This is a genomic window from Actinomadura darangshiensis (genome assembly GCF_004349235.1).
Taxonomy (GTDB): Bacteria; Actinomycetota; Actinomycetes; order Streptosporangiales; family Streptosporangiaceae; genus Spirillospora; species Spirillospora darangshiensis.
Genome location: NZ_SMKY01000111.1, coordinates 1 through 25,865, shown reverse-complemented (window position 1 = coordinate 25,865; position 25,865 = coordinate 1). Strand labels below are relative to the sequence as shown.

General features: G+C 73.0%; 24 protein-coding genes. 14 read left to right on the top strand and 10 right to left on the bottom strand.

The window, feature by feature from the left end:
* A partial coding sequence (gene sepH / locus E1293_RS23375) for a septation protein SepH (RefSeq protein WP_243716432.1) occupies positions 1–761 on the bottom strand: 761 nt, incomplete at its 3' end.
* A gap of 473 nt (positions 762–1,234) precedes the next feature.
* Between sepH and E1293_RS23370 the strand changes: the two genes are divergently transcribed.
* A complete protein-coding gene (locus E1293_RS23370; RefSeq protein WP_132199595.1) occupies positions 1,235–2,152 on the top strand; it encodes a hypothetical protein in 918 nt (305 codons plus the stop codon).
* A 1-nt stretch (position 2,153) separates the two neighbouring features.
* Here the strand turns inward: E1293_RS23370 and E1293_RS23365 are convergent, their stop codons facing one another.
* Positions 2,154–3,464 (bottom strand): D-arabinono-1,4-lactone oxidase, encoded by a 1,311-nt coding sequence (locus tag E1293_RS23365; protein WP_132199594.1) that lies wholly within the window; start codon positions 3,462–3,464, stop codon positions 2,154–2,156.
* 143 nt (positions 3,465–3,607) lie between these two features.
* Here E1293_RS23365 and E1293_RS23360 point away from each other — a divergent pair, with 143 nt between their 5' ends.
* The 3 genes from E1293_RS23360 to E1293_RS23350 are packed head-to-tail and all read left to right on the top strand — an operon-like array spanning position 3,608 to position 6,625.
* The gene (locus E1293_RS23360; protein ID WP_165978364.1) at positions 3,608–4,864 is read left to right on the top strand and encodes a lytic transglycosylase domain-containing protein; all 1,257 of its coding nucleotides are present in this window, start codon (positions 3,608–3,610) and stop codon (positions 4,862–4,864) included.
* Positions 4,865–4,910: 46 nt separating this feature from the next.
* Entirely contained in the window at positions 4,911–5,819 is a 909-nt protein-coding gene (locus tag E1293_RS23355) for a ferrochelatase (RefSeq protein ID WP_132199592.1), read from the top strand.
* Positions 5,816–6,625, top strand: coding sequence for an inositol monophosphatase family protein (locus E1293_RS23350; protein ID WP_132199591.1), 810 nt, complete (start codon positions 5,816–5,818; stop codon positions 6,623–6,625). Before E1293_RS23355 ends, E1293_RS23350 begins: the two co-directional genes overlap by 4 nt.
* Positions 6,626–6,714: 89 nt before the next feature.
* Here the strand turns inward: E1293_RS23350 and E1293_RS47620 are convergent, their stop codons facing one another.
* Positions 6,715–6,891, bottom strand: coding sequence for a hypothetical protein (locus E1293_RS47620; protein ID WP_165978363.1), 177 nt, complete (start codon positions 6,889–6,891; stop codon positions 6,715–6,717).
* A gap of 221 nt (positions 6,892–7,112) precedes the next feature.
* On the opposite strand from E1293_RS47620, the gene E1293_RS23345 reads away from it, so the two are divergent.
* Both E1293_RS23345 and E1293_RS23340 read left to right on the top strand, forming a co-directional pair.
* Positions 7,113–7,766, top strand: a complete 654-nt coding sequence (locus E1293_RS23345; protein ID WP_024935038.1) for a response regulator transcription factor — start codon at positions 7,113–7,115, stop codon at positions 7,764–7,766.
* On the top strand, positions 7,763–9,142 hold the full coding sequence (locus E1293_RS23340; RefSeq protein WP_243716430.1) for a sensor histidine kinase: 1,380 nt from the start codon (positions 7,763–7,765) through the stop codon (positions 9,140–9,142). Before E1293_RS23345 ends, E1293_RS23340 begins: the two co-directional genes overlap by 4 nt.
* Positions 9,143–9,179: 37 nt before the next feature.
* Here E1293_RS23340 and E1293_RS23335 read toward each other — a convergent pair whose 3' ends face one another.
* Together E1293_RS23335 and E1293_RS23330 are read right to left on the bottom strand one after the other, a co-directional pair.
* Positions 9,180–11,936 (bottom strand): ABC transporter substrate-binding protein, encoded by a 2,757-nt coding sequence (locus tag E1293_RS23335; RefSeq protein ID WP_132199590.1) that lies wholly within the window; start codon positions 11,934–11,936, stop codon positions 9,180–9,182.
* Positions 11,933–13,624: a serine/threonine protein kinase gene (locus tag E1293_RS23330; protein WP_132199589.1), complete on the bottom strand. Its 1,692-nt coding sequence runs from the start codon at positions 13,622–13,624 to the stop codon at positions 11,933–11,935. The genes E1293_RS23335 and E1293_RS23330 overlap by 4 nt, the downstream gene beginning before the upstream one ends.
* Before the next feature lie 509 nt (positions 13,625–14,133).
* On the opposite strand from E1293_RS23330, the gene E1293_RS23325 reads away from it, so the two are divergent.
* Both E1293_RS23325 and E1293_RS23320 read left to right on the top strand, forming a co-directional pair.
* Positions 14,134–14,430, top strand: a complete 297-nt coding sequence (locus tag E1293_RS23325) for a DUF4193 domain-containing protein (RefSeq protein WP_021593594.1) — start codon at positions 14,134–14,136, stop codon at positions 14,428–14,430.
* 50 nt (positions 14,431–14,480) lie between these two features.
* Complete coding sequence (locus E1293_RS23320; protein ID WP_132199588.1) at positions 14,481–15,266, top strand: hypothetical protein; 786 nt, start codon at positions 14,481–14,483, stop codon at positions 15,264–15,266.
* A gap of 12 nt (positions 15,267–15,278) precedes the next feature.
* Here the strand turns inward: E1293_RS23320 and E1293_RS23315 are convergent, their stop codons facing one another.
* Positions 15,279–15,566, bottom strand: a complete 288-nt coding sequence (locus E1293_RS23315; RefSeq protein ID WP_132199587.1) for a DUF4235 domain-containing protein — start codon at positions 15,564–15,566, stop codon at positions 15,279–15,281.
* A 95-nt stretch (positions 15,567–15,661) separates the two neighbouring features.
* Here E1293_RS23315 and valS point away from each other — a divergent pair, with 95 nt between their 5' ends.
* Positions 15,662–18,235 carry a valine--tRNA ligase gene (valS, locus tag E1293_RS23310; protein WP_132199586.1) on the top strand — a complete coding sequence of 858 codons (2,574 nt, stop codon included), beginning with the start codon at positions 15,662–15,664 and terminating at the stop codon, positions 18,233–18,235.
* 86 nt (positions 18,236–18,321) lie between these two features.
* Positions 18,322–19,212, top strand: a complete 891-nt coding sequence (locus tag E1293_RS23305; RefSeq protein ID WP_132199585.1) for a metal-dependent hydrolase — start codon at positions 18,322–18,324, stop codon at positions 19,210–19,212.
* Positions 19,213–19,215: 3 nt separating this feature from the next.
* Here E1293_RS23305 and E1293_RS23300 read toward each other — a convergent pair whose 3' ends face one another.
* From E1293_RS23300 to E1293_RS23290, 3 genes are all read right to left on the bottom strand, one after another.
* Positions 19,216–20,502 carry a cytochrome P450 gene (locus E1293_RS23300; RefSeq protein ID WP_132199584.1) on the bottom strand — a complete coding sequence of 429 codons (1,287 nt, stop codon included), beginning with the start codon at positions 20,500–20,502 and terminating at the stop codon, positions 19,216–19,218.
* Between the two features lie 74 nt (positions 20,503–20,576).
* Entirely contained in the window at positions 20,577–21,266 is a 690-nt protein-coding gene (locus E1293_RS23295; RefSeq protein WP_132199583.1) for a YidC/Oxa1 family membrane protein insertase, read from the bottom strand.
* Between the two features lie 47 nt (positions 21,267–21,313).
* Positions 21,314–21,610: a DUF6412 domain-containing protein gene (locus E1293_RS23290; protein ID WP_207939035.1), complete on the bottom strand. Its 297-nt coding sequence runs from the start codon at positions 21,608–21,610 to the stop codon at positions 21,314–21,316.
* Between the two features lie 220 nt (positions 21,611–21,830).
* Between E1293_RS23290 and dut the strand changes: the two genes are divergently transcribed.
* The 3 genes from dut (at position 21,831) to E1293_RS50755 (ending at position 23,342) form a co-directional block, all read left to right on the top strand.
* Positions 21,831–22,322: a dUTP diphosphatase gene (gene dut, locus E1293_RS23285; protein ID WP_165978362.1), complete on the top strand. Its 492-nt coding sequence runs from the start codon at positions 21,831–21,833 to the stop codon at positions 22,320–22,322.
* A gap of 3 nt (positions 22,323–22,325) precedes the next feature.
* Positions 22,326–23,144: a DUF3710 domain-containing protein gene (locus E1293_RS23280; RefSeq protein ID WP_132199580.1), complete on the top strand. Its 819-nt coding sequence runs from the start codon at positions 22,326–22,328 to the stop codon at positions 23,142–23,144.
* Positions 23,145–23,246: 102 nt separating this feature from the next.
* The gene (locus E1293_RS50755; protein WP_371939383.1) at positions 23,247–23,342 is read left to right on the top strand and encodes a 50S ribosomal protein L37; all 96 of its coding nucleotides are present in this window, start codon (positions 23,247–23,249) and stop codon (positions 23,340–23,342) included.
* Here the strand turns inward: E1293_RS50755 and E1293_RS23275 are convergent.
* Positions 23,339–24,037, bottom strand: coding sequence for a PIG-L deacetylase family protein (locus E1293_RS23275; protein WP_132199579.1), 699 nt, complete (start codon positions 24,035–24,037; stop codon positions 23,339–23,341). The genes E1293_RS50755 and E1293_RS23275 overlap by 4 nt on opposite strands.
* A gap of 34 nt (positions 24,038–24,071) precedes the next feature.
* Between E1293_RS23275 and E1293_RS23270 the strand changes: the two genes are divergently transcribed.
* Positions 24,072–25,865, top strand: a 1,794-nt coding sequence (locus E1293_RS23270) for a hypothetical protein (protein ID WP_207939034.1), incomplete at its 3' end; no start/stop codon positions are given.

The window sequence follows — 25,865 nt, the reverse complement described above, 5'->3', positions numbered from 1 at the left end:
GCCATGCGGGCGCGTTCGACGACGTACTCGCGGGGCTCGGCGGCGCGGAGGGACTCGGGGGCACCGGTCTGCTCGGGCTCGGCGGGGATGCCGCGGGCGGTCACGTCGCGGTCGCTGGAGACGACCTTCATCGCCGGACGCCGCGGGACGAGCGGCGTGACCGTGTCGGAGAGGGCGTCCTCGTCCCACTCGACGGCGGTGAGGCGGGCGGCGATCTCGTCCAGCGGGGAGACATGCCGGCGGCGCGGGTCGAACGTCCACTCGGCGGCGTGCGGGCGGCCGGCCTCGAAGAAGGACAGCCGGACGCGCCAGGTGTTGTCCTCGCACTTCCAGGAGTCCCACTCGGACTCCTCCAGGTCGACGCCGCCGCGGCCGAGGCGTTCCTCGACGGTCTCGCCGAGCGGCGGGCCCGGGGTGGACTCGCCGGGCCGGCGGACGGCGACGCGCTGCGCCTGCTGGGCCATGTATTCGCGTTCCTGCAGGACCGGACCCTCGAACCAGCGGACGCGTTCGACCGGGATACCCGCCGACTCGGCGATCTCCTCCGCGGTCTCCCCGGACCGGATGCGGGCCTGGATCTCCTTGGGGCGCAAGGGACTCTCCACTTCGATCTCGAACTGGCCGAGGCGGGAGAAGTGCCCACGGACGGCTGCGCGGAGCCGGTCGTCGACGGGCAGGGTGAACCGGGTGCCTCGGCCCGCGGTGGCCAGGACGAGGTACGTACCGTCCTCGCTGACCGCGACGAGGCGCAGCTCCTGCATGCGTGTCCTTCCTGCCCTGTCCATATGGCACGGAGGACGCCGGACCGCACCGACCGTGCTCTCACCGGTCGGCCGTCCGATGCCCACCGAGGGCGCATGCGTGCCCTTCCCCCGGGTTCCCGAGTCTCTCTTTCGGACACACCTGCTGCCAGCACCGTACCCGGCATGTCCGAACATCGCCGCTCTCGAAGCCCCCTTCACGAGGTAGAAGGGGGCACCTGCCCAAGCTTGCCGGTGTCGAGACCGGCCGGGGGTCGCCCTTCCCGATTCTTGTGCATCCTTTTCCACACCGTGCCTGAGAGGCCGCAACCGGCCCGGCGGACTTGACGTTGCGAGAGTCACGTCTTGGGCAGGAACACCCGGATGCTCCCGATCAGTTCAATCTCGGGGGACCGAGCGGAGCCCGCCGGACGGCCGGTGGCGGGCGGTGATGAATAGGGGTGAGCCGGGGCATGCGGCGCAAGCTGCCGGATGTGAGCACGACGCAGCTGATCGCGAGCGCGGTGGCGACGGCGGTCGCCGCCTTCGGGGCGTCCTACCTGGGGGTGTACGGGACGATCATCGGCGCCGCGCTGATGAGCGTGATCTCGACGGCCGGGTCGGCGGTCGGCAAGCACTATCTCGACCAGGGCCGCGACCAGATCAGGGAGCGGACGCAGCTGCAGTCGGCGGTCCGGCGGCGGGACGCGGCCGGCGCCGCCGCGGCGGAGGCGACGAGCGCCGACCCGACCCGGACGGCCGTGTGGTCCGGTGACCCGAACGCCACCCGGTTCGACCCGCCGTCCGGCGGCGACCCGAACGCCACCCGGCTCGACCCCGGCGGTGATCCGAACGCCACGCGCCTGGACCCCGCGGAGACCGTCGCCGCCGGGTTCGCCCAGGAGGCCGGTGCGGACGCGGTGCGCGAGGCCGTCCGGCGGTCGGCGTGGCAGAGCACGGTCGCGTGGGCCAAGGCGCACTGGGTGAAGCTGGTCGTGTCGTCGGCGGCGGTGTTCGCCGTCGTCATCGGCGGGATCACGATCGTCGAGGCGACGACCGGGCAGCCGATCGGCAGCGGCGGCGACAAGGGCCTGACCGTCACCAAGGTGCTCGGCGGCAACGGTGGCGGGCAGCCGGACGGCACGCCGTCGCAGAACCCCTCGCAGACGCCCACCGAGCCCGGCGCCACGCCGAGCGACCCGCCGACCGGGGACACCCCGTCCACGGGGACGAGCACCCCGCCGCCGGAGCCGACGACGGAGCCGACCGAGCAGCCCACCCGGGAGCCCACGGCCCCGCCGACGACCGAGGAGCCGCCGTCTCCGGACACGCCGGCGCCGACCGGCGGCCCGCAGGAGGGCGGCGAGGGCGCCACCGGTCAGCAGGACGGCGGGAACACGCCGGCGGACTAGCTCAGTCGCCGAAGACCTGCCGGGTGTAGGGGTTGGCGAAGCGGCGGTCCGGGTCGAGTTCGTCGCGCAGGGCGCGGAAGTCGCCGAACCGCGGGTACACCTTCTCCAGGTAGGCGGCGTCGCGGGTGTGGAGCTTGCCCCAGTGGGGGCGTCCGCCGAGCGCGGTCAGGAGTTCCTCGACGCCGCGGAAATAGTCCTCGTGGGCGTCGCGGTGGTAGACGTGCACGGCGATGAAGGCGCTCCGCCGCCCGTGCGCCATCGACAGCCAGGCGTCCTCCTCGGGAAGCAGCCGGACCTCGATGGGGAAGCTGATCCGCCAGTCCCGCTTGGCGAACAGGGAGCGGAGCTCGCGCAGCGCCGGGACGAGCTCCTCGCGCGGGATCGCGTACTCCTGCTCTTTGAAGCGGACCGTCCGCGGGCTGGTGAAGACCTTGTAGGACGTGTCGCTGTAGGTGCGGGCGCCGAGTGCCTTGGCGGAGATGCCGTTCACGAAGGGCGCCGTCGCGGGCGCGAGGTGCGTGACCTTGTTGACGAGGCCGAAGACCGTGTTGGACAGGAACTCGTCGTCCAGCCAGTGCTTGAACTTGGGCAGCGGCTCCGCGGGGCCCTCGACGCGGTTGTTGCGCTTGGTCAGGCAGCCCTCGGTGTGCGGGAACCAGTAGAACTCGAAGTGCTCGTTGGCGGCGTCGAACTCGTCGACGCGCGCGAGCACCTCGTCCCATTTCATCGGCTCCTCCTGCGCCCGCAGGAGGAACGCGGGGACGGTCCGCCAGGTGACGGCCGTGACGATGCCGAGTGCGCCGAGTCCGGCGCGGGCGGCGTCGAACAGGTCGGGGCGCTCGTCGCGCGAGCAGGTGACGGTCGTGCCGTCGGCGAGGACGAGTTCCAGCGCGGCGACCTGGGAGACGAGCCCGGCGGCGTCGCGCCCGGTGCCGTGCGTGGCGGTCTGCAGCGCGCCCGCGACGGTCTGCTCCTGGATGTCGCCCATGTTGGCCAGCGCGAGGTCGTGCTCGTCCAGGACCCGGTTGAACGCGTGGAGCGGGAGGCCCGCCTCGACGGTGACGAGCCCCGTCGCGGTGTCGACCGAGCGGACCGCGGTGAGCGCGTCGGGACGGAGCAGGACGCCTTCGGCGACGGCCGCGCCGGTGAAGGAGTGCCCGGTGCCGATCATGCGGACCGTGCGGCCGCCGTCCGCGGCCGACCCGACCGCCGCGGCGACGTCGTCGGCGGTGCGCGGCGTGGCGATGCGGTGCGGGGTGGCCTGCTGGTTTCCCGCCCAGTTCTGCCACTGCCGGTTGGTCACGGGGGACATGTGGTGACTCTACTCAGGAATCGATTATGAGGAAAGTTCATGTTTTTCGGTCGCCCGCCACGGGGCACGGAACCGGCGATAACGTACGATCCGGTGACCACGGCCGAGGTAACCGTCCGTAGCGACAGGCGTTGGGAATTGTTGTGGCTCCTCCTTCAGCACCGCGCACCGGCGCGGCCGGCGATGGCGAAGCGGCCGCCGTCCGCCCGCCGAGGCCGCGGCCCGAGAAGAAGAAGCGGAATCCGCGCGGGAACGACGCGCGGACCCGGCGGGGCGGCAGGGCGCTGCCGCTGCTCATCGGCGGCATCGCGGTGCTCGCCGTCGCCAGCACGTCCGGCGGCGTCTACGCGGCCCTGACCACGGACAAGGCGGGACCGGCCGGGTCCGGCGGGCCGCAGGAGGCGGCGCCGCCGAGCGTGGCGCCCGGCGACCCGGTCAACGTCGCCAATGGCGGCCAGGTCGCGCCGCTGCGCCGGGTCGTCCCGCCGGACGTCCTCGCGGTCGGCACCGCGTCGATCCCCGCCGCGAAGATCAGGCAGATCGCGAAGCTCGGCCGGGTGAAGGACGTGACGGCGGTCGCGGGCGGCGCCGTCCAGCTCCAGGGCCGCCAGGTGAACGCGTTCGCCGTCGACCCGTCGGTGTTCCGCTCCTGGACTCCGCCCGGGACCGCGAAGAAGACCGAGCTGTGGGAGGCGCTGGCCGGGAACCGGTTCGTGGTGTCGCCGGCCGCCGCCGAGCAGCTCCAGCTCACCCGCGGCTACCAGTACCCGGTGGTGGCGCGGACGATGCCGAAGCTGACGATGGGCGGCTCGGGCCCGCTCGGCCTGCCCGGCATCGACATGCTCGTCAGCACGAAGTCCGGCGGCGCGATGGGGCTCGTCCCGAACGTGGCGGTCCTGGTCAACGCGCCGGGCGTCAGCCCCGCCACGGTGGTCAAGGCCGTCTCCAAGGTCCTCGGCCACGGCACGAGCGTGCTGAACCTGCACGAGAGCAAGTACCAGACGCCCGCCGACGGGAACCGCCCCGGCAGCTACCTGGACCTGTACAAGCAGGCCGCCACCAGCTGCCAGGGCCTGTCCTGGACGGTCCTCGCCGCCATCGGCCAGGTCGAGAGCGACCACGGGCGCAACGCCGGCCGCTCCAGCGCGGGCGCGCTCGGCCCCATGCAGTTCCTGCCCTCGACGTGGAAGGCGTACGGGGTGGACGGCGACCGCGACGGCAAGGCCGACATCATGAACCCCTACGACGCCATCCCGGGGGCGGCCAAGTACCTGTGCGCCAACGGCGCCGGGAAGGGCGGCAAGCAGCTCTACAGGGCGGTGTGGCATTACAACCACGCCGACTGGTACGTCCAGAAGGTCCTCAACCTGGCCAAGGCGTACGCCACGCGTTACCGCTGATCGACCCCTGACAGGGGCACGGCACATCGGCTGGTTGGATGGGAGCATGACGTCCTACGACGCGTTGCTTCTGCTGTCCTTCGGGGGGCCAGAAGGGCCCGAGGACGTGATCCCGTTCCTGGAGAACGTCACCCGCGGCCGCAACATCCCCAGGGAGCGCCTGGAGAAGGTAGGGGAGCACTACTACCTGTTCGGTGGGGTGAGCCCTATCAATCGGCTCTGCCGGGACCTCAAGTCGGCCATCGAATCCGACTTCGCGGCCCACGGCGTGGACCTGCCGGTGTACTGGGGCAACCGGAACTGGACTCCGTACCTCGCCGACACCGTCCGGCAGATGAAGGAGGACGGGATCAGGCGCGCGGCCGCGTTCGTCACGTCCGCCTACAGCGGGTACTCCGCGAACGACCAGTACCTCAACGACATTGCGCGCGCGCGGGACGAGGTCCCGGACGCCCCTGAGATCGACAAGCTCCCCGTCTACTGCGACAGACCCGGGTTCGTCGAACCGTTCGTGGACGCTGCCAAGGATGCCCTCAGCCGCCTCCCAGAAGGCGCGAGGCTGGTCTTCACCGCGCACAGCGTGCCCCTGTCCCAACCCAACCGTGAGCTGTACGTCGCGGAGCTGGAGAAGGCCGCAGAGACGGTCGCACGGAAGGCCGCCCCCGGCGCGCCCTGGGATCTCGTCTACCAGAGCCGGAGCGGGCCGCCGAGCCAGCCGTGGCTGGAGCCGCAGATCACCGACCATCTGGAGAAGCTGCACGGCGAGGGCGTCGGCGCCGTCGCGGTCGTGCCGATCGGGTTCGTCTCCGACCACATGGAGGTCAAGTACGACCTCGATGTGGAGGCCGCGGGCCGGGCCGCCGAACTCGGGCTGGCGTTCGCGCGGGCCGCGACGCCCGGAACCGACCCGCGTTTCGCGGCCCTGCCGCGCGAGCTTCTGGGGGAGAAGCCATGAGCCTGGCCGACGAGCTGCTGGAACTGGCCGCCGCGACCGCCCGCGAGGCCGGCCGCATGCTGGTCGACAAGCGCCCGGCGGACGGCCCGGACGTCGTGCAGACCAAGTCGTCCCCGACCGACGTCGTCACCCAGATGGACCGCGCCGCCGAACAGCTGATCATCGAGCGGATCCGGGCGGCCCGGCCGGACGACGGCTTCCTCGGCGAGGAGAGCGGCGGCCGCGCCGGGTCCAGCGGCGTCCGCTGGGTGGTCGACCCGATCGACGGGACCGTCAACTACCTCTACGACCTGCCCGACTGGGCGGTCAGCATCGCCGCCGAGGTGGACGGCGAGGCCGTCGCCGGCGCGATCGAGATACCGCGGCGCGGCGAGTCGTACACGGCGGTGCGCGGCGGCGGCGCCCTCCAGCACACCGCGTCCGGGACGCGCCGGCTGCGCATCAACGCGCACGTGCCGCTCGGCAAGGCGCTCGTGAGCACCGGGTTCGGGTACGAGGCGGGGCGGCGCGCCCGGCAGGCCGAGGTCCTCACCGGGGTGCTGCCGAACGTCCGCGACATCCGCCGGGGCGGCTCGTGCTGCGTGGACCTGTGCTCGCTCGCGGCGGGACGGGCCGACGCCTACTACGAGCGCGGCGTCCACGCGTGGGACATCGCCGCCGGCGGCCTGATCGTCCAGGAGGCGGGCGGCCGCGTCGAGGGGCTGCACGGGGCGGCGCCGGGCCCGGAGCTGGCCATCGCCGCCGGGCCGGGCACGTTCGAGGCCCTGCACGCGCTGCTGGCCCCGCTCGACCCGGCGCGGGACTGAGGCGGCCGGGGGCGGACGTGAAACGGGGAGCCCGGGACGGGACGGGTCCCGGGCTCCCCGTTGGGGTCACGCCTCGCGCTGTGGCGGGGTCAGTCGCAGCGGGGTGCTTCGACGCCGATGTCGTTGTTCGCTGCGATCCGGCGCAGGTCGTCGATCTCCTCCTGACGGATGTCCGCCAGGTAGGTGTCGCCGTCCGCGTGGGCGCTCCGCAGCGACGCGTACGCGTCGTCGAGCCGCTGGTGGATCATGCGTGACAACTCGCCCATGGGCCTCCTCCCGGATCCTGCCCATGCCTACCCAGGCCTAGGCTGAAGATAAACCTGTCCGCCGATGCAATTTTCGCGGATTCTTGCGTCCGCGAGATCCCGGTGTGGGGGACGGCGGATGGAACAGCTGCTTACGGGCGTCTTACGGCGCTCGTGGCATATCTGAAGCGGGCATGTTCGGCGGCCCGGGGCCGGCCGTGCCCCGGCGAGGAGGGGGACCTGTGCGTGTTCTAGTCGTCGAGGACGAGCGTGTGCTCGCCGACGCGATCGCCACCGGCCTGCGCAGGGAGACGCTGGCGGTGGACGTGGCCTACGACGGCGCCGGCGCGCTGGAGCGGGCCGGCGTCAACGAGTACGACGTGATCGTGCTCGACCGCGACCTGCCGAAGGTCCACGGCGACGACGTGTGCAAGCAGCTCGTCGCGCAGCGCTACCCGGCGCGGATCATCATGCTGACCGCGGCGGGCGAGCTGGACGACCGGGTCGAGGGGCTGTCCATCGGCGCCGACGACTACCTGGCCAAGCCGTTCGCGTTCGCCGAGCTGATCGCCCGGGTGCGGGCCCTCGGGCGGCGCGCCGCCGCGCCGCTGCCGCCCGTCCTGGAGCGCGCCGGGATCACCCTCGACCCGGCCCGCCGCGAGGTCGCGCGGGACGGCCGCCCGGTCGAGCTGACCCGCAAGGAGTTCGCGGTGCTGGAGGTGCTGCTCAGCGCGGACGGCGCCGTCGTCAGCTCCGAGCACCTGCTGGAGAAGGCGTGGGACGAGCACATCGACCCGTTCACCAACGTCGTCCGGGTGACGATGATGACGCTGCGCAAGAAGCTCGGCGACCCGCCGGTGATCGAGACCGTGCCCGGCGTGGGGTACCGGCTGTGACCGGCGAATCCGCGCCCCGGCACCGCCCGGACGACACGGGCGCGCAGGCGGCCGCGCAGGGGCCGGCCGCCGGCGGCACCCGTGCGGACGCCGCCTGGGAGAGCGGCCCGCAGGCCACCCAGCCGACGGCCGTCCCCGGCGACGGCGGCGACGGCGGGGCCCGCCGCGGCGGCCGGTGGCGGCGGCCCGGCCCGCAGCAGGTCCCGCAGCCGTACCCGGGCGCGGCGGGCATGTGGCGCGCCGAGGGCGGCGGGCCGATCCCGGACATGAAGGCCCTGCCCGGCCGGATGAGCGTGCGGCTGCGCCTCACCCTCCTCTACGGGCTGCTGTTCTTCATGGCGGGCGCGCTGCTGCTGTTCGTGATGTCGGTGCTGATGGCCAACATCCTCGGCAACGTCAAGGTCATCGGGTTCGGCATCTCCGACGCGGAGGCGGCCGAGCTGCAGCGCCAGTTCGTCGAGCAGACGATGAAGCAGCTGGTCGGGCGGTCGCTGCTCGCGCTCGGCGGGGTCGGCGTCATCACCCTCGTGCTCGGCTGGTTCGTCGCCGACCGGGCGCTCAGCCCGCTGCAGCGGGTCACCACCACCGCGCGCCGGCTCTCGGAGAGCACGCTGCACGAGCGGATCGCGCTGGAGGGCCCGGACGACGAGATCAAGGAGCTGGCCGACACCTTCGACGCGATGCTGGAGCGGCTCGGGCAGGCGTTCGACTCCCAGCGCCGGTTCGTCGCGAACGCCTCGCACGAGCTGCGCACCCCGCTCGCCATCAACCGCACGCTGCTGGAGGTGGCGCTCGGCGACCCCGAGGTGTCGGACGACCTGCGCGCCGTCGGCCGGACGCTGCTGGCCACCAACGCCCGGCACGAGCGGCTCATCGAGGGCCTGCTGCTGCTGGCCCGCAGCGAGCGGGAGCTGACCGCCCGCACCCCCGTCGACCTGGCCGAGGTGGCGACGACGGTGCTGGAGCACTCGGCCCGCCGCGACCACGACTACGAGGTCGCCGTCCAGCCCGAGCTGACGCCCGGGACGGCGCTCGGCGACCCGGTGCTGCTGGAGCACCTGGTGTCCAACCTCGTCGAGAACGCGATCAAGCACAACCGGGAGGACGGCGGCGAGCTGTGGATCCGGACCGGCATGCTGGAGGGCTACGCCACCGTCCAGGTGGAGAACACCGGGCCCGCCGTCCCGGCCTACGAGGTGGAGCGGCTGTTCGAGCCGTTCCGGCGGCTGAACGCCGACCGCGTCGAGTCGTCCAAGGGCGCGGGCCTCGGCCTGTCGATCGTCCGCTCGGTGGTGCTGGCGCACCGCGGCGCCGTGTACGCGGTGCCCCGGCCGGGCGGCGGCCTGATCGTCACCGTCCGGATCCCGCCCGGCTGACCCGCCGGGCGGGAACCGCCGCCTAGGTGACCGCCGCCTACTTGACCGTGGCGGTGGCCACGGTCGGGTCGCCGTCGCGGTCCAGCCCCAGCCCGGTGTACTTGCCCGGCCGCAGGACGGCGGCGCCGCCGTCGTTGAGGAGCGGGATCAGCGCCATGTCGTCCAGCGCGAGCTTCTCCGCCTGCTTGAACAGACCGGTGCGGCTCTCGGACGAGGCGGTGGCGAGGGCGTTGGAGATCAGCCCGTCGAAGCGGTCGTTCTTCCAGCCGGACAGGTTGTAGAAGTCGTTGGACTCGGCCGCCGCGAGCTCGCCGCCCAGCAGCGGCCACAGCATGGAGTAGGCGCTGGGGTAGTCGGGGCCGTAGGGCAGGAACGCCAGCCCTGACGCCCCCTTGTCGATGACGAGTTTGCGGTACCGGACGAAGTCGGCCGCCGGGCTCGGCTTCATCTCGACCCGCACGTCGAGCACCCCCTCCAGCTGCTGCTTGACCAGCTCGGCCAGAGTGCGGTCCACGGTCGTCTGCCGGTAGTACAGGGGGACGGTCGTGCCCGCTTTGAGCCCGCCGGTGCCGGCGAGCGACCTCGCCCGCTGCTGGTCGGGGCTGCCGCAGGACGGGCAGGCGCCCGGCTGCTCGAAGCCCGCGATCGTCGGCGGGACGATGCCGTAGGCGGGCTTGTACACGCTCTTCAGCGCCGTGCTGAGCCTGCCGCGGTCGATGGCGTAGGAGACCGCCTCCCTGGCCTCCTTCGTCTTCATCGGCCCGCGGGCGATGATCGGGACGAGCATCCTGGTGAACGGCGTGACGCCGGAGACGAGCCCGGTCGACGGAGCCGTGGAGAGGCCGTCGGCGCCCACCTGGTACCAGTCGACCTCGCCCGCCTCGTACGCGGCCCGCCCCTTGGCGGGGTCGCTGCCGAGGATGACGTCGACGCCGTCGAGCTTCGTCTTGCCGAACGCCCAGGTGTCGTTGCGGACGAGCGAGACCTTCGTCTTCGTCCGGTACTCCTCCAGCCTGAAGGGCCCGTTGCCGACGGGGTGGAGGTTGTAGCTCGTGTTGTCCGCCGTCCCCGCCGCCTTGGGGACGGGCATGAACGCGGGCTCGGAGAGCCGGGCCCCGAAGTCGCAGTTGGGCTGGGTGAGGCGGACGACGAAGGCGGTGCCGGACACCACCTTGAGGCCGGACATGGTCCCGGACCCGGCCTTGGACACCGGGGCGAAGCCCTCGATGTCGTTCATCAGGTACGGGCCCCCGCCCTCCTCGGTCGCCGCGCTGCGCGACCATCCGCGCACGAACGACTCGGCGTCGACCGGCTCGCCGTCGCTGAAGGCCGTCCCGCCCTGGATCTTGATGGTCCACTGCCGGCATTCCGCGTCCGGCTGGATCGCGGTGGCGAGGCGGTTGTGCGGCGCCCCGTGCGCGCCGACCTCGGTCAGGCCGGTGAACAGCTGCTTGGTGAGGAACCGCCCGGTACCGCCGTAAGCGGACGAGGGGTCGATCGTGCCGCTGGTGGAGATCGGTGTCGGCATCTCCATGCCGAGCGTCCCGCCGGTCTGGCCGGCGTTCGTCTTCTTCGCACCGGGTTCGCCGCCGCGGTTCAGCCAGACCACCGCCGAACCGCCCACCAGGGTCAGGGCGGCCAGTGCCGCGGCGCCGGCGGCGGTGAGGACGCCGAGGCCGCGCCCGCGTCCCTTGCCCGGTGGCCGGGGGAGATCGGCCCCTGGACCGGACGGCCATGTCGTCGGCCCGTTCCCGCCCGGCGGCGGGCCGGGGGAGGGCCACACCGCGCCGGGCGGATTCGTCCCCGCCGCGTTCCCGCCCGGCTGGGGGAGGCCGGGCATGGGCGGCGTCTGCGGCCCCGGATGGAACGGAGGCGGCGTCTGGAGGGCGCGCAGGCGCACGGACCCGCTGGCCGCCGTCTGGACGCCCTGCGTCAGCATGACGGCGTCGCCGCCGGCCTGCGGGGCGCCCGGCTGCGGCAGGCTCCCGGCCAGCTCCAGCAGATGCGCGAGGACCTGCTGCGACGCGGGACGAAGCGCCGGGTCCTTGCTGAGGCAGTTCGCCACGATCGCGCGCAGCGGCTCGGCCAGGCCGCCGAGGTCCGGGGCCAGGTTGAGGATGCGGTGCATGACGGCCGGGATCGAGTCCTGCCCGAAGGCGGGCCGGCCCGCGGCCGCGTAGGTCATCGTGGCGCCCCACGCCCACACGTCGGCGGCGGGCCCGACCACGGCCCCGGAGATCTGCTCCGGGGCCATGTAGGCGGGCGTCCCGACGGCCGTGCTCGACATGGTCCCGGTGGCGTCCAGCGCGCGGGCGATGCCGAAGTCGATCACCCGCGGGCCGTCCGGCGCGAGCAGCACGTTGGCGGGCTTGAAGTCGCGGTGCACGACCCCCGCCTGGTGGATCGCGGCGAGCGCCGTCATCGTCCCGATCGCCAGCCGGTCCAGGCCGGCGCCGCGCCGCGGGCCCTCGGCCGACAGCACCTGCGACAGCGGCGGCCCCTCGATGTACTCGCTGACGATGTACGGGCGGTCGCCCTCGACGTCGGAGTCCAGGACGCGGGCCGTGCAGAACGCCGACACCCGCTTGGCGACGGCGACCTCGGCCGCGAACCGCGACCTGGCCTTCGGGTCGCCGCTGAAGCGTGCGTGCAGCAGCTTCACGGCGACCCGGTGGCCGGGCTCGTCCTCCCCGAGGTAGACGGCGCCCTGACCGCCCTCGCCGAGGAGGCCGGTCAGCCGGTACGTGCCCAGGTGGGACGGGTCGCCCTCGCGGAGGGGGGCGACATCCGTCATGACTTGGACACGGTCCCGTAGGCGGACGGCGTCGGGTCGTCCTGCGTGCCGCTCCACTCCCACCGCAGCGTGGTGCCGCCCGAGGACGGGGTGAAGCTGACGTAACCGGAGGCGCACTCCTTCGGGTCCATCCCCGACATCGGGGTCTCCCGGTACTGGTACTTGCCGCCGTCCTCGGACACCAGCCGGAGCCGCGTGTAGCAGGTCTCCTGCGCGTCGGACGGGTAGGTGTACGTCGCGACGCCGCTCGTGTAGAGCAGCGAGAACTTCGCCTTGAACTTGTCGTGGCCGGTCCCGGCGCCGGGCTGGTTCCCGTCACCGGAGAAGGTGCCGAGCAGGCCGCCCGTCGCCGACGTCGTCGGCCGGTCGCTCGGCGTGTAGGTGTTCGTCGGCGCCGAGTACGTGGGGTACGGGTCCGGGTCGTCGTCGCTGTTGGCGGCGGCGATGACGATCACCGCGACCACCAGGACGACGATGAGCGCCAGCGCGCCGCACCCGATCGCGATGATCGGCCCGGCGGAGCTGGACCGCTTCGGCGGCCCGTACCCCGGCCCCGGCGGGACGGGCTGCTGCATCGGCGCCCGCGGCTGCGGCGGGGGCGGCATCCCCCCGCCCTGGTACATCGGCATCGGCGGCGGCGTGATCGGCTGTGGCGGCGGCGTGGTGGGGCCGCCCAGCCCGCCGCCCATCCCGGGGCCGCCCATGCCGCCCTGGTGCAGCGGCATCGGCGGCGGTGTGATCGGCTGCTGCTGCGGCTGGGGCCGCGGCGCCTGCGGCACCGGGGGCGGCGGCGGCAGCTGCGAGGCGATCCGGGTGCCCTGGTTGAGCAGGTCCTCCTGCCCGCCGCCCTGGCCGGCCGGCGCGGCGCCGACGTGCCCGAGCAGGTTCAGCAGCAGCTGCGGCGCCGGCGGGCGCAGGCCCGCGTCCTTGGACAGGCAGCGCCCGACCAGGTCGCGCAGCGGACCGGCGGGCAGCGCGGACAGGTCGGGGTCCTCGTTGAGGATCCGGTTGATGATGACGGGCAGCGTCTCGGCCTCGAACGGCGACTGGCCGGTCGCGGCGAACACCATCGTCGCGCCCCAGGCGAAGATGTCCACGGCCGGGGTCAGCGGCGCGCCGGTCAGCTGCTCGGGGGCGAGGTAGCCGGGCGTGCCGACCACCATGCCGGTCGCGGTGACCGCGCTCTCCTGCGAGTTGACCGTCCGCGCGATGCCGAAGTCGACGACGCGCGGGCCGTCCGAGGCCAGCATGACGTTGTTCGGCTTGAAGTCGCGGTGCACGATGCCGGCCTCGTGGATGGCCGCGAGCGCGGTCACCGTGCCGATCGCGAGGCGCTCCAGCTCCGCGGCGCCGCGCGGCCCGTCGTGCGCGACCACGTCGTGCAGGGAGGGCCCGTCGATGAACTCGCTGACGACGTACGGCTGGTCGCCCTGGACGTCGGCCTCCAGCACGCGGGCGGTGCAGAAGGGCTCGACCTTCTGCGCCGCCGCCACCTCGCGGGTGAACCGGGCACGCGCGGCCGGATCGTTGGCCATCTGGGCGTGCAGCAGCTTGACGGCGACGTAGCCGCCGTTAGGCGCCTTGCCCAGGAAGACGGCGCCCTGGCCCCCGGCGCCCAGCCGTCCTATGACCTCGTACTGTCCCAGTGCCCTAGGATCGCCCGGCTCCAGCGGAGCGGCATCCGGCATCTGACCCTCCAGTGACCCGCAGTGATGTCAGCGACATTGTGCGCCGGACCCAGCCCCCGGGGGACCGCGTGCCGGCGATCGCCGGCCTGCCCCCCGCAGGGGGCCCGCCCCCCAATCTCAGGCGGGCACGATATCGCGTTACTTCAGACGTTTCACCGGTGCGTATGGTTCGGTGTCCGGCGAACCGGATCAGGCCGTCGCGCAGTGACCGGCCGGTCGGTGCGCACAACGCCCCCGGGACCGATATGCTCCCCGCCGCCGCGGTGACCCCGGCAGGTGCCCCGGCCTTGGAACCGGGCCGTGGCATTTCGCCGGGTATGTGACGGAAGACACAGGGCGAGGAGAGATCCGGGTGATGGGTGTCACTCGTGGGAACGGTCGCGCCTCGTGTGTCGCAGGTCACCAACCGTGACAGAATTTCCCGCCCGGATCGGGCACAAGAACGGTCCCCCGAGCGTTAGATCCGCGCGACGGGGCGCATAAAGCACTGAGGGGGATGGAGATAGAAGATGGCGACCGACTACGACAGCCCACGGAAGACAGACGACGACCTGAGCGAGGACAGCCTCCAGGAGCTCCAGGCCCGGCGGGCCGACAAGGCCGCCAGCATCATCGACGAGGACCTGGACGCCGGTGAGGTCGCCGAGCTGCCCGGCGCCGACCTGTCGAACGAGGAGCTCACCTTCCGGGTGGTTCCTCGGCAGGCCGACGAGTTCACCTGCACGCGCTGCTTCCTGGTGCACCACCGCAGCCAGCTGGCCACCGAGAAGAACGGCCGGCCGATCTGCCGCGAATGCGCCGCCTGACCGGGAGTGGCCGCCAGGTGCCGGGAGAGATCGAACGACGAGGTGACCAGGTGGAGCCGGCGCACGGCGACGGCTCCACGGAGCTCGGTGAGCTGATCGGCCGGCTCACCGCCGACGAGGACATGGACCGCGAGACCCGCGGCCGCCTCCTCGGGCGACTGGCCAAGCTGCTCGGCCAGAGCGCCCGCAAGGTGGGGGCCGCGGGCATCGGGCGCGGCCGCTGGCTGGCCGACCTGCTGGTCGAGGCCGCGCCGCACATCACGATCCGCGACCTGCCGACGCTGCAGGCGCACTACCACGGGCTGATGGGGGAAGAGCTCGCCGACCGGCTCGTCAAGAACGCCGGGAACGCCACGACCGCCGTCGGTGCCGCGGGAGGTGCGCTCGCCGCCGTGGAGTTCGCCGCGCCCCCGCTGCTGCTGTCGGCGCCCGCGCAGCTCGCCGCCGAGACGCTCGTCGTCGCGGCCATCGAGGTCAAGATGATCGCCGAGCTGCACGAGGCGTACGGCGTCCGCGTGCAGGGCACCGGCACGGCCCGCGGGGCCGCCTTCGTCACGTCCTGGGCCCGGCAGCGCGGTGTCAACCCCCTGGAGACCGGCTCCCTCACCAGTGCCCTCGGGACGGCCGCGAAGTCCGCGCTGCGCAAGCGCATGCTCCGTACGTTCGGCCGCAGCCTCGGCACCATGGGCCCGTTCCTCACCGGCGCGGCGGCGGGCGCGGCGCTCAACCGGTCCGCGACCAAGGGCCTGGCGGCCAAGGTCCGGGGCGACCTGCGCGAGGCCGCCGGCGCCCCGCCGGAGCTTCCCGGCGACGACACCCGCGGCCTCCCGACCTAGCCGGCCTCCGCGTCAGGCGTCCGTCTTGAAGTGGGACGGGAGTTCACCGGTGCCCTTGGCCCACTGGCGGGCGGCGGCACGGGTGGCGAGCAGGCGCGCGATCTCCATGCCGACCCCCATCACCACGGCCCACCCGAGCGCCTCGGTCAGCGCGACGTCCGGGGACTCGGGGTTGGTCGGCGGCTCCTTGCCGGTGCTCTTCTTCCAGGCCAGCGTGATCACTTTCTTCGCGACGAAGCCGCCCGCGAATGCGGCCGCGCCGGCCATCACTCGCCAGCCGATGTCGCCCTTGTCCGCCATGTTGGTCCTCCACTCGTCCTGTCGCTTCCGACGCTACCGGAACGGCCCGCCCCCGGCGGTGGAGGTGATCGCCGCGTTGTCAATACCATTGGCTCATGACAGAGCAGCCGCGTACTCCGAACGTCCCTCCGAAGCCCTCCCTGGACGGCCTGGAGGACAAGTGGGCACGCGCCTGGGAGGACGAGGGCGTCTACCGGTTCGACCGCACCAGGCCGCGCGGCGACGTCTATTCGATCGACACGCCGCCGCCCACCGTGAGCGGCTCCCTCCACGTCGGCCACGTCTTCTCCTACACCCATACCGACACCGTCGCGCGGTTCCACCGCATGCGCGGTCGGGCGGTCTTCTACCCGATGGGCTGGGACGATAACGGGCTGCCGACCGAGCGCCGCGTGCAGAACCATTTCGGCGTCCGGTGCGATCCGTCGCTTCCGTACGACCCCGCCTTCGAGCCGCCGGCCAAGCCGGACCCGAAAAGGCAGCAGCCGGTGTCGCGGCGGAACTTCATCGAGCTGTGCGAACGCCTTACCGAGGTCGACGAGAAGGCGTTCGAGGAAATGTGGCGCCAGGTCGGGCTGTCGGTCGACTGGAACCACCTCTACACGACCATCGGAGACGTCTCCCGGAGGGCGTCCCAGCGCGCCTTCCTGCGCAACCTGGCGCGCGGCGAGGCCTACGTGTCCGAGGCGCCGACGCTGTGGGACGTCACGTTCCGCACGGCCGTCGCGCAGGCCGAGCTGGAGGACCGGGAGCACCCCGGCGCGTTCCACCGGATCCGCTTCCACGGCGACGAGCGCCCGGTCTACATCGAGACGACACGCCCGGAGCTGCTGCCCGCGTGCGTCGCACTGGTCGCGCACCCCGACGACGAGCGGTACCAGGAGCTGTTCGGGACGACCGTCCGCACACCCCTGTTCGGCGCCCGGGTCCCGGTCGTCGCGCACCGGCTGGCCGAACCCGACAAGGGCTCGGGCATCGCGATGATCTGCACGTTCGGCGACATCACGGACGTCACCTGGTGGCGCGAGCTGAACCTGCCCACCCGCGCGATCATCGACTGGGACGGCCGCCTCGCCGCCGACCCGCCCGCGGGCGTCGCCGCGGAACCGTACGCCGAATTGGCGGGCAAGACCGTCTTCTCCGCCAAGGAGCGCGTCGTCGAGCTGCTGCGCGACTCCGGCGACCTCGACGGCGAGCCCCGCAAGATCAGCCGGCCGGTGAAGTTCTACGAGAAGGGCAGCAAGCCCCTGGAGATCGTCACGACCCGGCAGTGGTACATCCGCAACGGCGGCCGCGACGAGGGCGTCCGCGCGGAGCTGCTGGCGCGGGGACGCGAGCTGGAATGGCACCCCGGCTACATGCGGGCCCGCTACGAGAACTGGGTCGAGGGGCTGAACGGCGACTGGCTGATCTCCCGGCAGCGGTTCTTCGGCGTGCCGATCCCCGTCTGGTACCGGCTGGACGACTCCGGCGAGCCGGTGCACGACGAGCCGATCGTCCCGGCCGAGGACGCGCTGCCCGTCGACCCGTCGTCCGACGTCCCGCCCGGCTACACCGAGGACCGGCGCGGCAAGCCGGGCGGCTTCGCCGGCGACCCCGACGTGATGGACACCTGGGCGACGTCCTCGCTGACCCCGCAGATCGCGGGCGGCTGGGAGCGCGACGCCGACCTGTTCGGCCGCGTCTTCCCCTACGACCTGCGGCCGCAGGCGCACGACATCATCCGGACGTGGCTGTTCTCCACGGTCGTCCGCGCGCATCTGGAGCACGGCTCGCTGCCGTGGAAGGGCACCGCGCTGTCCGGCTGGATCCTCGACCCCGACCGCAAGAAGATGTCGAAGTCGAAGGGGAACGTGGTCACGCCGATCGACCTGCTGCGCGAGTACGGCTCCGACGCCGTCCGCTACTGGTCGGCGAGCGGGCGCCCCGGCACCGACACCGCGTTCGACACCGGCCAGATCAAGGTCGGCCGCCGCCTCGCCATCAAGATCCTTAACGCGTCCAAGTTCGTGCTCGGGCTGGGCGAGGTCGATGCCGGCGCCTTGGTCCGCTTGCGGGGGGACGACCCCCCTCACCCCCCGGCAACCGCGCTGGTCACCGAGCCGCTGGACCGGGCGATGCTGGCGGCACTGTCCGGTGTCGTCGGAGAGGCGACCGACGCGTTCGAGGGCTACGACTACGCGCGCGCACTGGAGCGCACGGAGCGGTTCTTCTGGGAGTTCTGCGACGACTACCTGGAGCTGGTCAAGGCCCGCGCCTACGGGGACGGCCCGCAGGCGCAGTCGGCGCGGGCCGCGCTGCGCACGGCGCTGTCGGTGCTGCTGCGCCTGTTCGCGCCCGTCCTGCCGTTCGTGACCGAGGAGGTCTGGTCGTGGTGGCGGCGCGGCTCGGTGCACGCGGCGTCCTGGCCGGTCGCCGCCGAGCTGCCGCACGGCGGCGACCCCGCCGTCCTCGCGGCGACGGGGGAGGCGCTCCGGCAGGTCCGCAAGGCCAAGTCGGAGGCGAAGGCGTCGATGCGCGCCGACGTGTCCCGCGCGGTCGTCCGCGGCGCGGAGGTGACCCGCATCGCCCGGCCGGACCTGGCCGCCGCGGGCCGGATCGCCGACCTCACGCTGGAGGACGCCCCCGCCGCCCTCACCGTCGACGTCGTCCTCGCCCCTGCGACCTAGATCACGCCCGCGGGGCCCGGTCTCCTCTTGACCGGGCCCTTGCCCTTTCAACATATTGGATCCCAAGTCCAATTGTGGGGGCGGAGATGAGCGAGATCGACGAGCGGCACCCCGTCATCACCCCGCGCCGGGTGAAGTTCGACTGGGCGGACACGCCGCTGCACTGGATCCCGGGCGAGCCGGTCGCCACGCACTTCATCAACGTGCTGCACCTGCTGCTGCCCGCCGGCGAACGGTGGTTCGTGCACGTCTACAAGCAGGCGCTGCCGCTCGTCGAGGACGACGAGCGCCTCTTCCGGGAGGTCAAGGGCTTCATGGGCCAGGAGGCCGTGCACGCCTACTCCCACCAGGGCGTCCTCGACCGGCAGATGCGCGGCCAGGGCCTGGACCCGCGCCCGCTGACCGACCGGATCGAGTGGCTGTTCAAGCGGATCCTCGGCGACCGGCCCCCGCTGCCGCTGATCTCGCGGAAACGCTGGCTGGTCGTCCGGATCGGCGTCATCGCCGGGATCGAGCACTACACGGCGGTGCTCGGCCAGTGGATCCTGGACGCCCGCGCGCTGGACGAGGCCGGCGCCGACCCGACGATGATGGACCTGCTGCGCTGGCACGGCGCCGAGGAGGTCGAGCACCGCTCCGTCGCGTTCGACGTGTACGAGCACGTGTCCGGGGTGTACTGGCGGCGGTTCATCGCGTTCTTCATCGGCGTCCTCGCGCTGCCGCTGACGGTGTACGCAGGGGCCGCGTTCCTGTGCCGGGCCGACCCGACGCTGACGGGCGTGCGGCCGCGGATCCGCGACTACCGGCGGGCGGTGCGGCGCGGGCTGTTCCCCGGCAACCGGTTCATGCTCGCCGCCGCCCGCGCGTACCTGCGGCGCGACTACCACCCGTCCCGCGAGTGCTCGACGCAGCGCGCCCTGGACTATCTCGCCGTCTCGCCCGCCGCGCGGACCGTCGGCCCCAAGGCGTCCGGCTGAGCGTCAGAGCGCGCAGGGCAGGTGCTTGATGCCGTTGATGAAGCTGGAGAAAAGCCGGTCGGGCTCCCCGGTGGCCCGGATGTCCGGCACGCGCGTGAACAGCTCGCGGAACATCACCGTGATCTCCCGCCGGGCCAGGTTCGCGCCGAGGCAGAAGTGCGGGCCGGGCCCCCCGAACCCGACGTGCGGGTTGGGGGAGCGGGTGATGTCGAACGCGTCGGGGTCAGGGAAGACCGACCCGTCCCGGTTGGCGGAGTTGTAGAAGAGCAGGACCTTGTCGCCCTCCCTGTACTGGTGGCCGTTCATCTCGTGGTCCCGCGTCAGCGTCCGGCGGAACTGGATGACGGGCGTCGCCAGCCGGACGATCTCCTCCACGGCGCCCGGCATGCGCGCGTCGAAGTCCTCCAGCAGCAGGGCGCGCTGCTCCGGGTTGTCGGTGAACAGCTTGAGGCCGTGCGACATCGCGTTCCGCGTCGTCTCGTTCCCGGCCACCACGAGCAGGATGAAGAACGAGCCGATCTCCTGGTCGGTCAGCCGCTCCCCGTCCACCTCGGCCGAGATCAGCGCGGAGACCAGGTCGTCGCCTGGGTACCGGCGCCGCCGCCGGGCGAGCTTCATCGCCAGGTGGTTCAGCTCGTACCCGGCGACCATCACCTTGAGGAGCCCGTACAGCGCACCGAGCCGCGTGATGCCGTCGCGGGTGTAGTCCTTGCCGCCGCTGTACTCGGGGTCGCCGAGGCCCAGGATGATGTTCGTCCGCTCGTACACCATCGGACGCACGTGCTCCGGGATGCCCATCATGTCGCAGATGACCTGGAGGGGGAGGCGGGCCGCGACGTCGCTGACGAAGTCCGCCGAGCCCTTCGCGACCAGGTCGTCCACGATCCGGGTCGCGGCGGCCTGGAGATCGGTCTCCATCTTCGCGAGGATGCGCGGGGTGAACGCCCGCGACACGATCTTGCGGATCTTCGCGTGCCGCGGGTCGTCCATGTTGATCATCGACCCGAAGTAGCGGGCCAGGTACTGCGGCAGGTCGGCGATGCTGTTCGAGCACGGCTCGCTGCTGAAGACCTGCGGCGTGCGGCTGGCCTCGACGACGTCGGCGTGCCTGGCCAGCGCGTAGAAGCCGGGCCCCTGCTTCACGAAGGGCAGCTTCAGCTCCTGGAAGAACGCCGGATGCTCCCGCTCCCGGAGCGCGGCGAACTCGGCCAGCCGCCGTTCCGGGGGCAGCGACCAGAAGGCCAGGTCCGAGACGCTGAGCCCACCGGTCTCCCGCACTGTCGCCGTCACCGCGCACCGCCCTTGGTCCAGAATGTCGTTCGGTTTCTATCGAACCGACCCTTCCGGACATTCGTCAAGGGCGATCAGGCCGCCGCCACGATCCGGCGGCGCAGCACGGCCCGCTCCGCGGCCGTCCACGCCCCCGACGTCAGCAGGTACAACCCCGCCGCGAGCGGCACGAACGCCGCCACGGCGACCGTCCCGAACGGCATGATCCGCGCGACCAGACCCATCGACCCCTCGGCGGTAACCCGCCGCGACGTCCACACGGCCACTGCCCCGAGCAGGACGAACAAACCGAGGAAGACCAGCGAGGCGGGCGAGAGCAGCCCCCCGCCGAGGACGCCGATCCAGTTCTGCCCCAGCGGCGCCGCCAGCAGCGTGTGCGCGAGCAGCAGGTTCTGGTGGCCGGCCACCGTCGCCGACACGAACAGCCGGTACATCACCATGAAGAACGGCACCTGCGCGAACATCGGCAGGCATCCGCTGAGCGGCGTCGCGCCTTCCTTCTCGTACAGCGCGGCCATCTCCCGCTGGAGCCGCTGCGGATTCTTCGCGTGCCTCTTCTGCAATGCCTGGACCTTGGGCAGCAGACGCGCCCGCGTCCGCTCGCCCTTGGCCGCCGACACCGCCAGCGGGACGAGCACCACCCGCACCGCCGCCGTGAAGAGCATGATCGCCAGCGCGGTGGCCAGGCCGCCGGCGACCGGCTGCAGGACGTCCGCCAGCCCGCCGACCAGGGCGGCGGCGATCGAAACAGGAACATCGAACATGGGAGAACCTTCCGGAACGAGGGAGATCGATGGCGTCTCGGCCGCGCTCAGGCGGCCGCGCTCCCCGTTCCGGGCGCCCTCGGACGAGGCCGTCCGGCTGCGTCGGGATCCCGCTGAGGCAGGAAGGCGGTGCGCAGCGTCCGCTCCCGCAGGGTGACCCGCACCCGCGCCGGCGCTGCCCGATGACCGCGCCGCCCGCGGACGCGCACGGCGGCCAGCACCAGCAGCCCCGCGACGGTGAACGTGCCGAGTGCCACCAGCACCGGCTGCCCGGAAGCCGCCCCCGCCCACTCGGCCACGGCGAATCCCCGCAGCAACGCGGCGACCACCAGCGACCAGATCACGAGCCCTCCTCCATGACGACTCTCCCACAACCGACGTCCGCCGCCTCCGGCCGGTTCCACGCGCACGTCAGGGCCGCGGCCGGAGCGGAAGTGGTCACTTCCGGAAACGGGTAGGGTCAACTGCCGGACTCGCGCGGCGGCGTTTCGGCCCCGGCCGGACACGGTCCCCTGGGTAGGGTCGTGTGGTTTTCCGGCAGGTTACGCGCGTGAGGTGGAACCCGTGAGCAAGGTCGATGTGCTGATCCGGCGGCTCGATTCGGAGCTGCCCCTGCCGCGGTACGCCCATCCGGGCGACGCGGGCGCCGATCTCGTCGCGGCGGCCGACGTCGAACTGCCGCCGGGGGAGCGCGCCGTCGTCCCCACCGGAATGGCGATCGCGCTGCCGGACGGCTACGCCGCTTTCATTCACCCGAGGTCCGGATTGGGCGCTAGGTTGGGAGTGACCATAGTCAACGCTCCCGGTACGGTCGACGCCGGCTATCGGGGTGAGATCAAAGTGACCCTGCTGAACACCGACCCCCGCGCCACGGTGAAGCTGCGGCGCGGAGACCGCATTGCGCAGATGGTCGTGCAGCGGGTCGAGCAGGCGGTGTTCCACGAGGTCACCGACCTTCCGGGATCCGCGCGGGGGGCCGACGGCCTCGGCTCCACCGGCGGATTCGGTTCGGCGCCTGATTTGGGCAACAATGAGCACAGTCGAGAAGGAGTGTGAGTCGTGGCTTTTGGACGTCGCCGGCAGGCCGAGGAGCCCGCGCAGGGCGCCGAGGTGACCGAGGAGCCGGCGGAGACCGCCGAGGAAGAGGCTCCCGCCGCCGAGGCGGAGCCGGCCGACGGCGGCCCGTGGGACTCCGAGGACTCCTTCCCCGAGCTGCAGCGGCTTGATTTCGGATCCCTCCAGGTGCCGGTCGCGCCGGGGCTGGGCTTCCAGGTGAACTTCGAGGCGACCCAGGTGGACGAGGAGGGCAACCCGCTCGACGGGCGCCCCGTCGCCGTGCTGGTGCAGTACGAGGAGAGCGCCATGCAGCTCCAGGTGTTCGCCGCGCCGAAGCGCAGCGGCATCTGGGACGACGTGCGCCGTGAGACCGCCAAGGACATCCAGGAGGAGGCGCAGGGCCAGACCCAGGAGGGCGAGGGCCCGTTCGGCGCCGAGCTGCTGGCGATGGTCCCCGCGGCGCTGACCGAGGAGGTCCTCGCGGACATGCCGAAGGAGGTCCGCGAGCAGATCCCGGCCGAGTTCGTCGAGCAGGGCTGGGCGCCGCAGATCATCCGTTTCCTCGGCGTGGACGGCCCCCGCTGGTTCCTGCAGGCCGTGGTGCAGGGCGCCGCGATCGAGGACGAGGAGCAGTGGCAGGTCCTCGAGGACGTGCTGCGCGGCGTGGTCGTGCACCGCGGCGACGCCCCGATGCCGCCCCGCGACCTGCTGGAGCTGCAGATCCCCAAGGAGTTCAGCGAGGGCGGCGACGAGGAGGACGAAGAAGGCGTGCAGACCTTCGACCCCTTCGAGCGCGGCCCCGAGATCACCGAGGTGCGCTGACCCTGAATTTCACCCGCCGGGCCGCACGCCGTTTCGGACGTGCGGCCGGGCGGGTTTTTGCCGCCTGCGCGCGGCCGGGCCCTTGCCACGGACGCCCCGCGGGTGGTCAATCGGGACATGTCGAAGAAGACGCGCAAACGCCGTGCCCGCAAGCGCAGCAAGCACAACAAGGGCAAGCGGCCGAACGCCCGCCGCTAACCGATCATCTCGAACGTCATCGCGTGCTCGACGCCGGCGGCCCGCCCGCCGGTCTCGGCCATGCCGGTGAGGAACGCCTCCGCGTCGAACCCGGCGCCGAGGTTGGAGAAGTACACGCGGTGCGCACGCAGCGAGTCGACGCCTGCGCGCAGGTGCCCGGTGACGTCCACGTAGTGCGTGGCCTGCGGAGATCCGCCGAACAGCGCGAACCGGACGCCCTGCCACGGTACGAGGTCGAGGTCGCGGAACACCCACCGGTTGGCCGCGTCCCGGATCGCGTCCGCGACGGCGAGGCCGAGCACCCGGTGGTCGGCCATGTTGAAGCCGCCGCCGGGGAAGGTCTCCCGGAAGTTCACCGACAGCACCACCTCGGGCCGGTGCCACCGGATCGCGGCGGCGAGGGCGCGCCGCAGCGGCAGCCCGTACTCCAGCATGCCGTCCGGCTGGTCGAGGAACTCGACGGTGTCGACGCCGACGATCCGCGCCGCCTCGATCTGCTCGGCGCTGCGGATCCGGCGGACCTCGTCCGGGTCCATCGAGTCGATGCCCGCCTCGCCGCGGGTGGCGAGCACCTCCGTCACGGCCTTGCCCTGGCCCGTCCACTTGGCGACGGCCGCCGACGTCCCGTACTCCAGGTCGTCGGGGTGCGCCACGATCGCGAGCGCCCGCTCCCAGTCCTCAGGTACCTCGTCCATCCCTCCATCCTCGCCGATGCCTAGGATCGGCTCCATGCCCGCCGCGCCGCCCCCGGACTCGCCGGCCCCCGTCCGCGTCGAGCGGCTGCGGGCCCGGATCGCCGGCCGTCCGGCCGCGGCCCTGGAGGAGCCCGCAGGGGAATCGCTCTACCAGGCGGTGCGCCGCATCAGCGCGCTCGGCGTGGACGACCCGGAAGAGCTCGCCCGCCACCTCGCGGGGCGCCCCGACGGCGTGCTCCGGGCCGAGGCGTTCCGGATCACCCGGGAGGCGCTGCGGGCGGGCCTGCTTCCCGCCGCCGCCGCGCGGACGATCGTCGAAGGGCTCGCCCGCGACGTCCCGGACGCGCTGGGCGAACTCGCCGCTCCGTGGGCGGTGCTCGACCCGCTCCCGCACGGGCGGATGCGCCGCCTCCTGGAGGCCGGGCCCGCCGGCGTCGCGATCGAGGTCGCCGCCCGGCACGGCCATCGCGATCTCCTCGCCGGCCTCGCCGCCGATCCCCGGCGCGAGCCCGCGCTGCGGCGGCGCTGCCTGGAGCTTCTCGGTGATCTCGCGACCCGCGAGGACGTGGGCGAGATCGTCACCACCGCCGCCCGGGATCCGCTGCTGCTCGCGGGCCCCGCCGTCACCTGCCTCGCCGGCCTGCACCGGCGCGGCCACTTCCCGGCCGGGCGGGACGTCCCGGCCATCGTCGGCCTCGCCCTCGCCGACCACGGCGTCCCCGCCGGGGACCTCGCCGTGATCCTCTATCCCCGCAGGCACGAGGCGCTGAAGGAGCTGACGGCCGGGGACGGGAACCTGCCGCGCCGCCTGGACCTGCTGGTCGCGCTCGACGAGCAGGGCGCCCCGGACCTCGGGATCGGCGACGCCATCACCGGCCTGGCGAGCGTCGCCGACGACCCCGCGCCGCATCTGCGGGCGATCCGCCGGCTCCGGCACGCGGCGGCGGAGGAGACCGTCCTGGAACTGCTGCCCCGCTCACCCCGGGAGGCGCTCGGCGCCCTCGAAGCCGTGGGCGGCACCCGGACGGCCGCGGTCCTGCGCGATGGGCTGGGCCTGGCCGGCGGCGATGTCGTCCCGCACCTCAGGCCGTTCCGGCATCGCGCCCTGGAGATCCTCTGGCACCTCGGCGGCGACGCCGGCCTGCGGCGGACGGTCTTGGAGCGTCTCGATCCCCGCGACCTGCCCCGGCGGATCGCGGACGACCTCGGCGGGCCCGACGGGCGGGAACTCGCGGTGCTCCGCGCGAACCCGGACCCCGGCGAACCGGGCGCCGCCCTCCGCAGGCTGGCCGCGAACGGTGACGCGACGACCCTCCCCGCCATCGCCGACCTGCTGCTCCGTGTCGCGTCGGAGGGCGGCGAGCCCGTCCCGGACGAGATCGTCGCGGCCGTCGCCGAACTGGGCGGCAGGCTGCTGCGGCGCGGTGCCCTCCGGCCGCGCTGCCTGCTGGACGCCGCCGACGCGGCGGAGGCGGGGAACGCCCTGGTCGCGGACATGGTCCTCGGCCTGCTGGAACGTCCGGGGCTCGGGCCGGCCGAGCGGGCGGCGCTGCTGGACGTCCTGCGCCGGGCCCCGTACCGCCGGGCGAGGGCGCGCGTGCACCGGCTGCTGCGGGACCGGGACCGGCATGTCAGGGCGCGGGCGATCGCGATCCTCGCCCTGGACGGCGGGGACGCGCGGGCCCTGTCGGCGAGCCTGGTCCCGCTCACGGCCGCCGGCGATGCGCAGACCGTCCGGCAGGCGGTCCTCGCGCTGGCCGAGGCCGGTGCGGACTGGGCCGCGCCCGCGATCGCCGGCTGCCTCGACCACCCGAACATGAACGTCAAG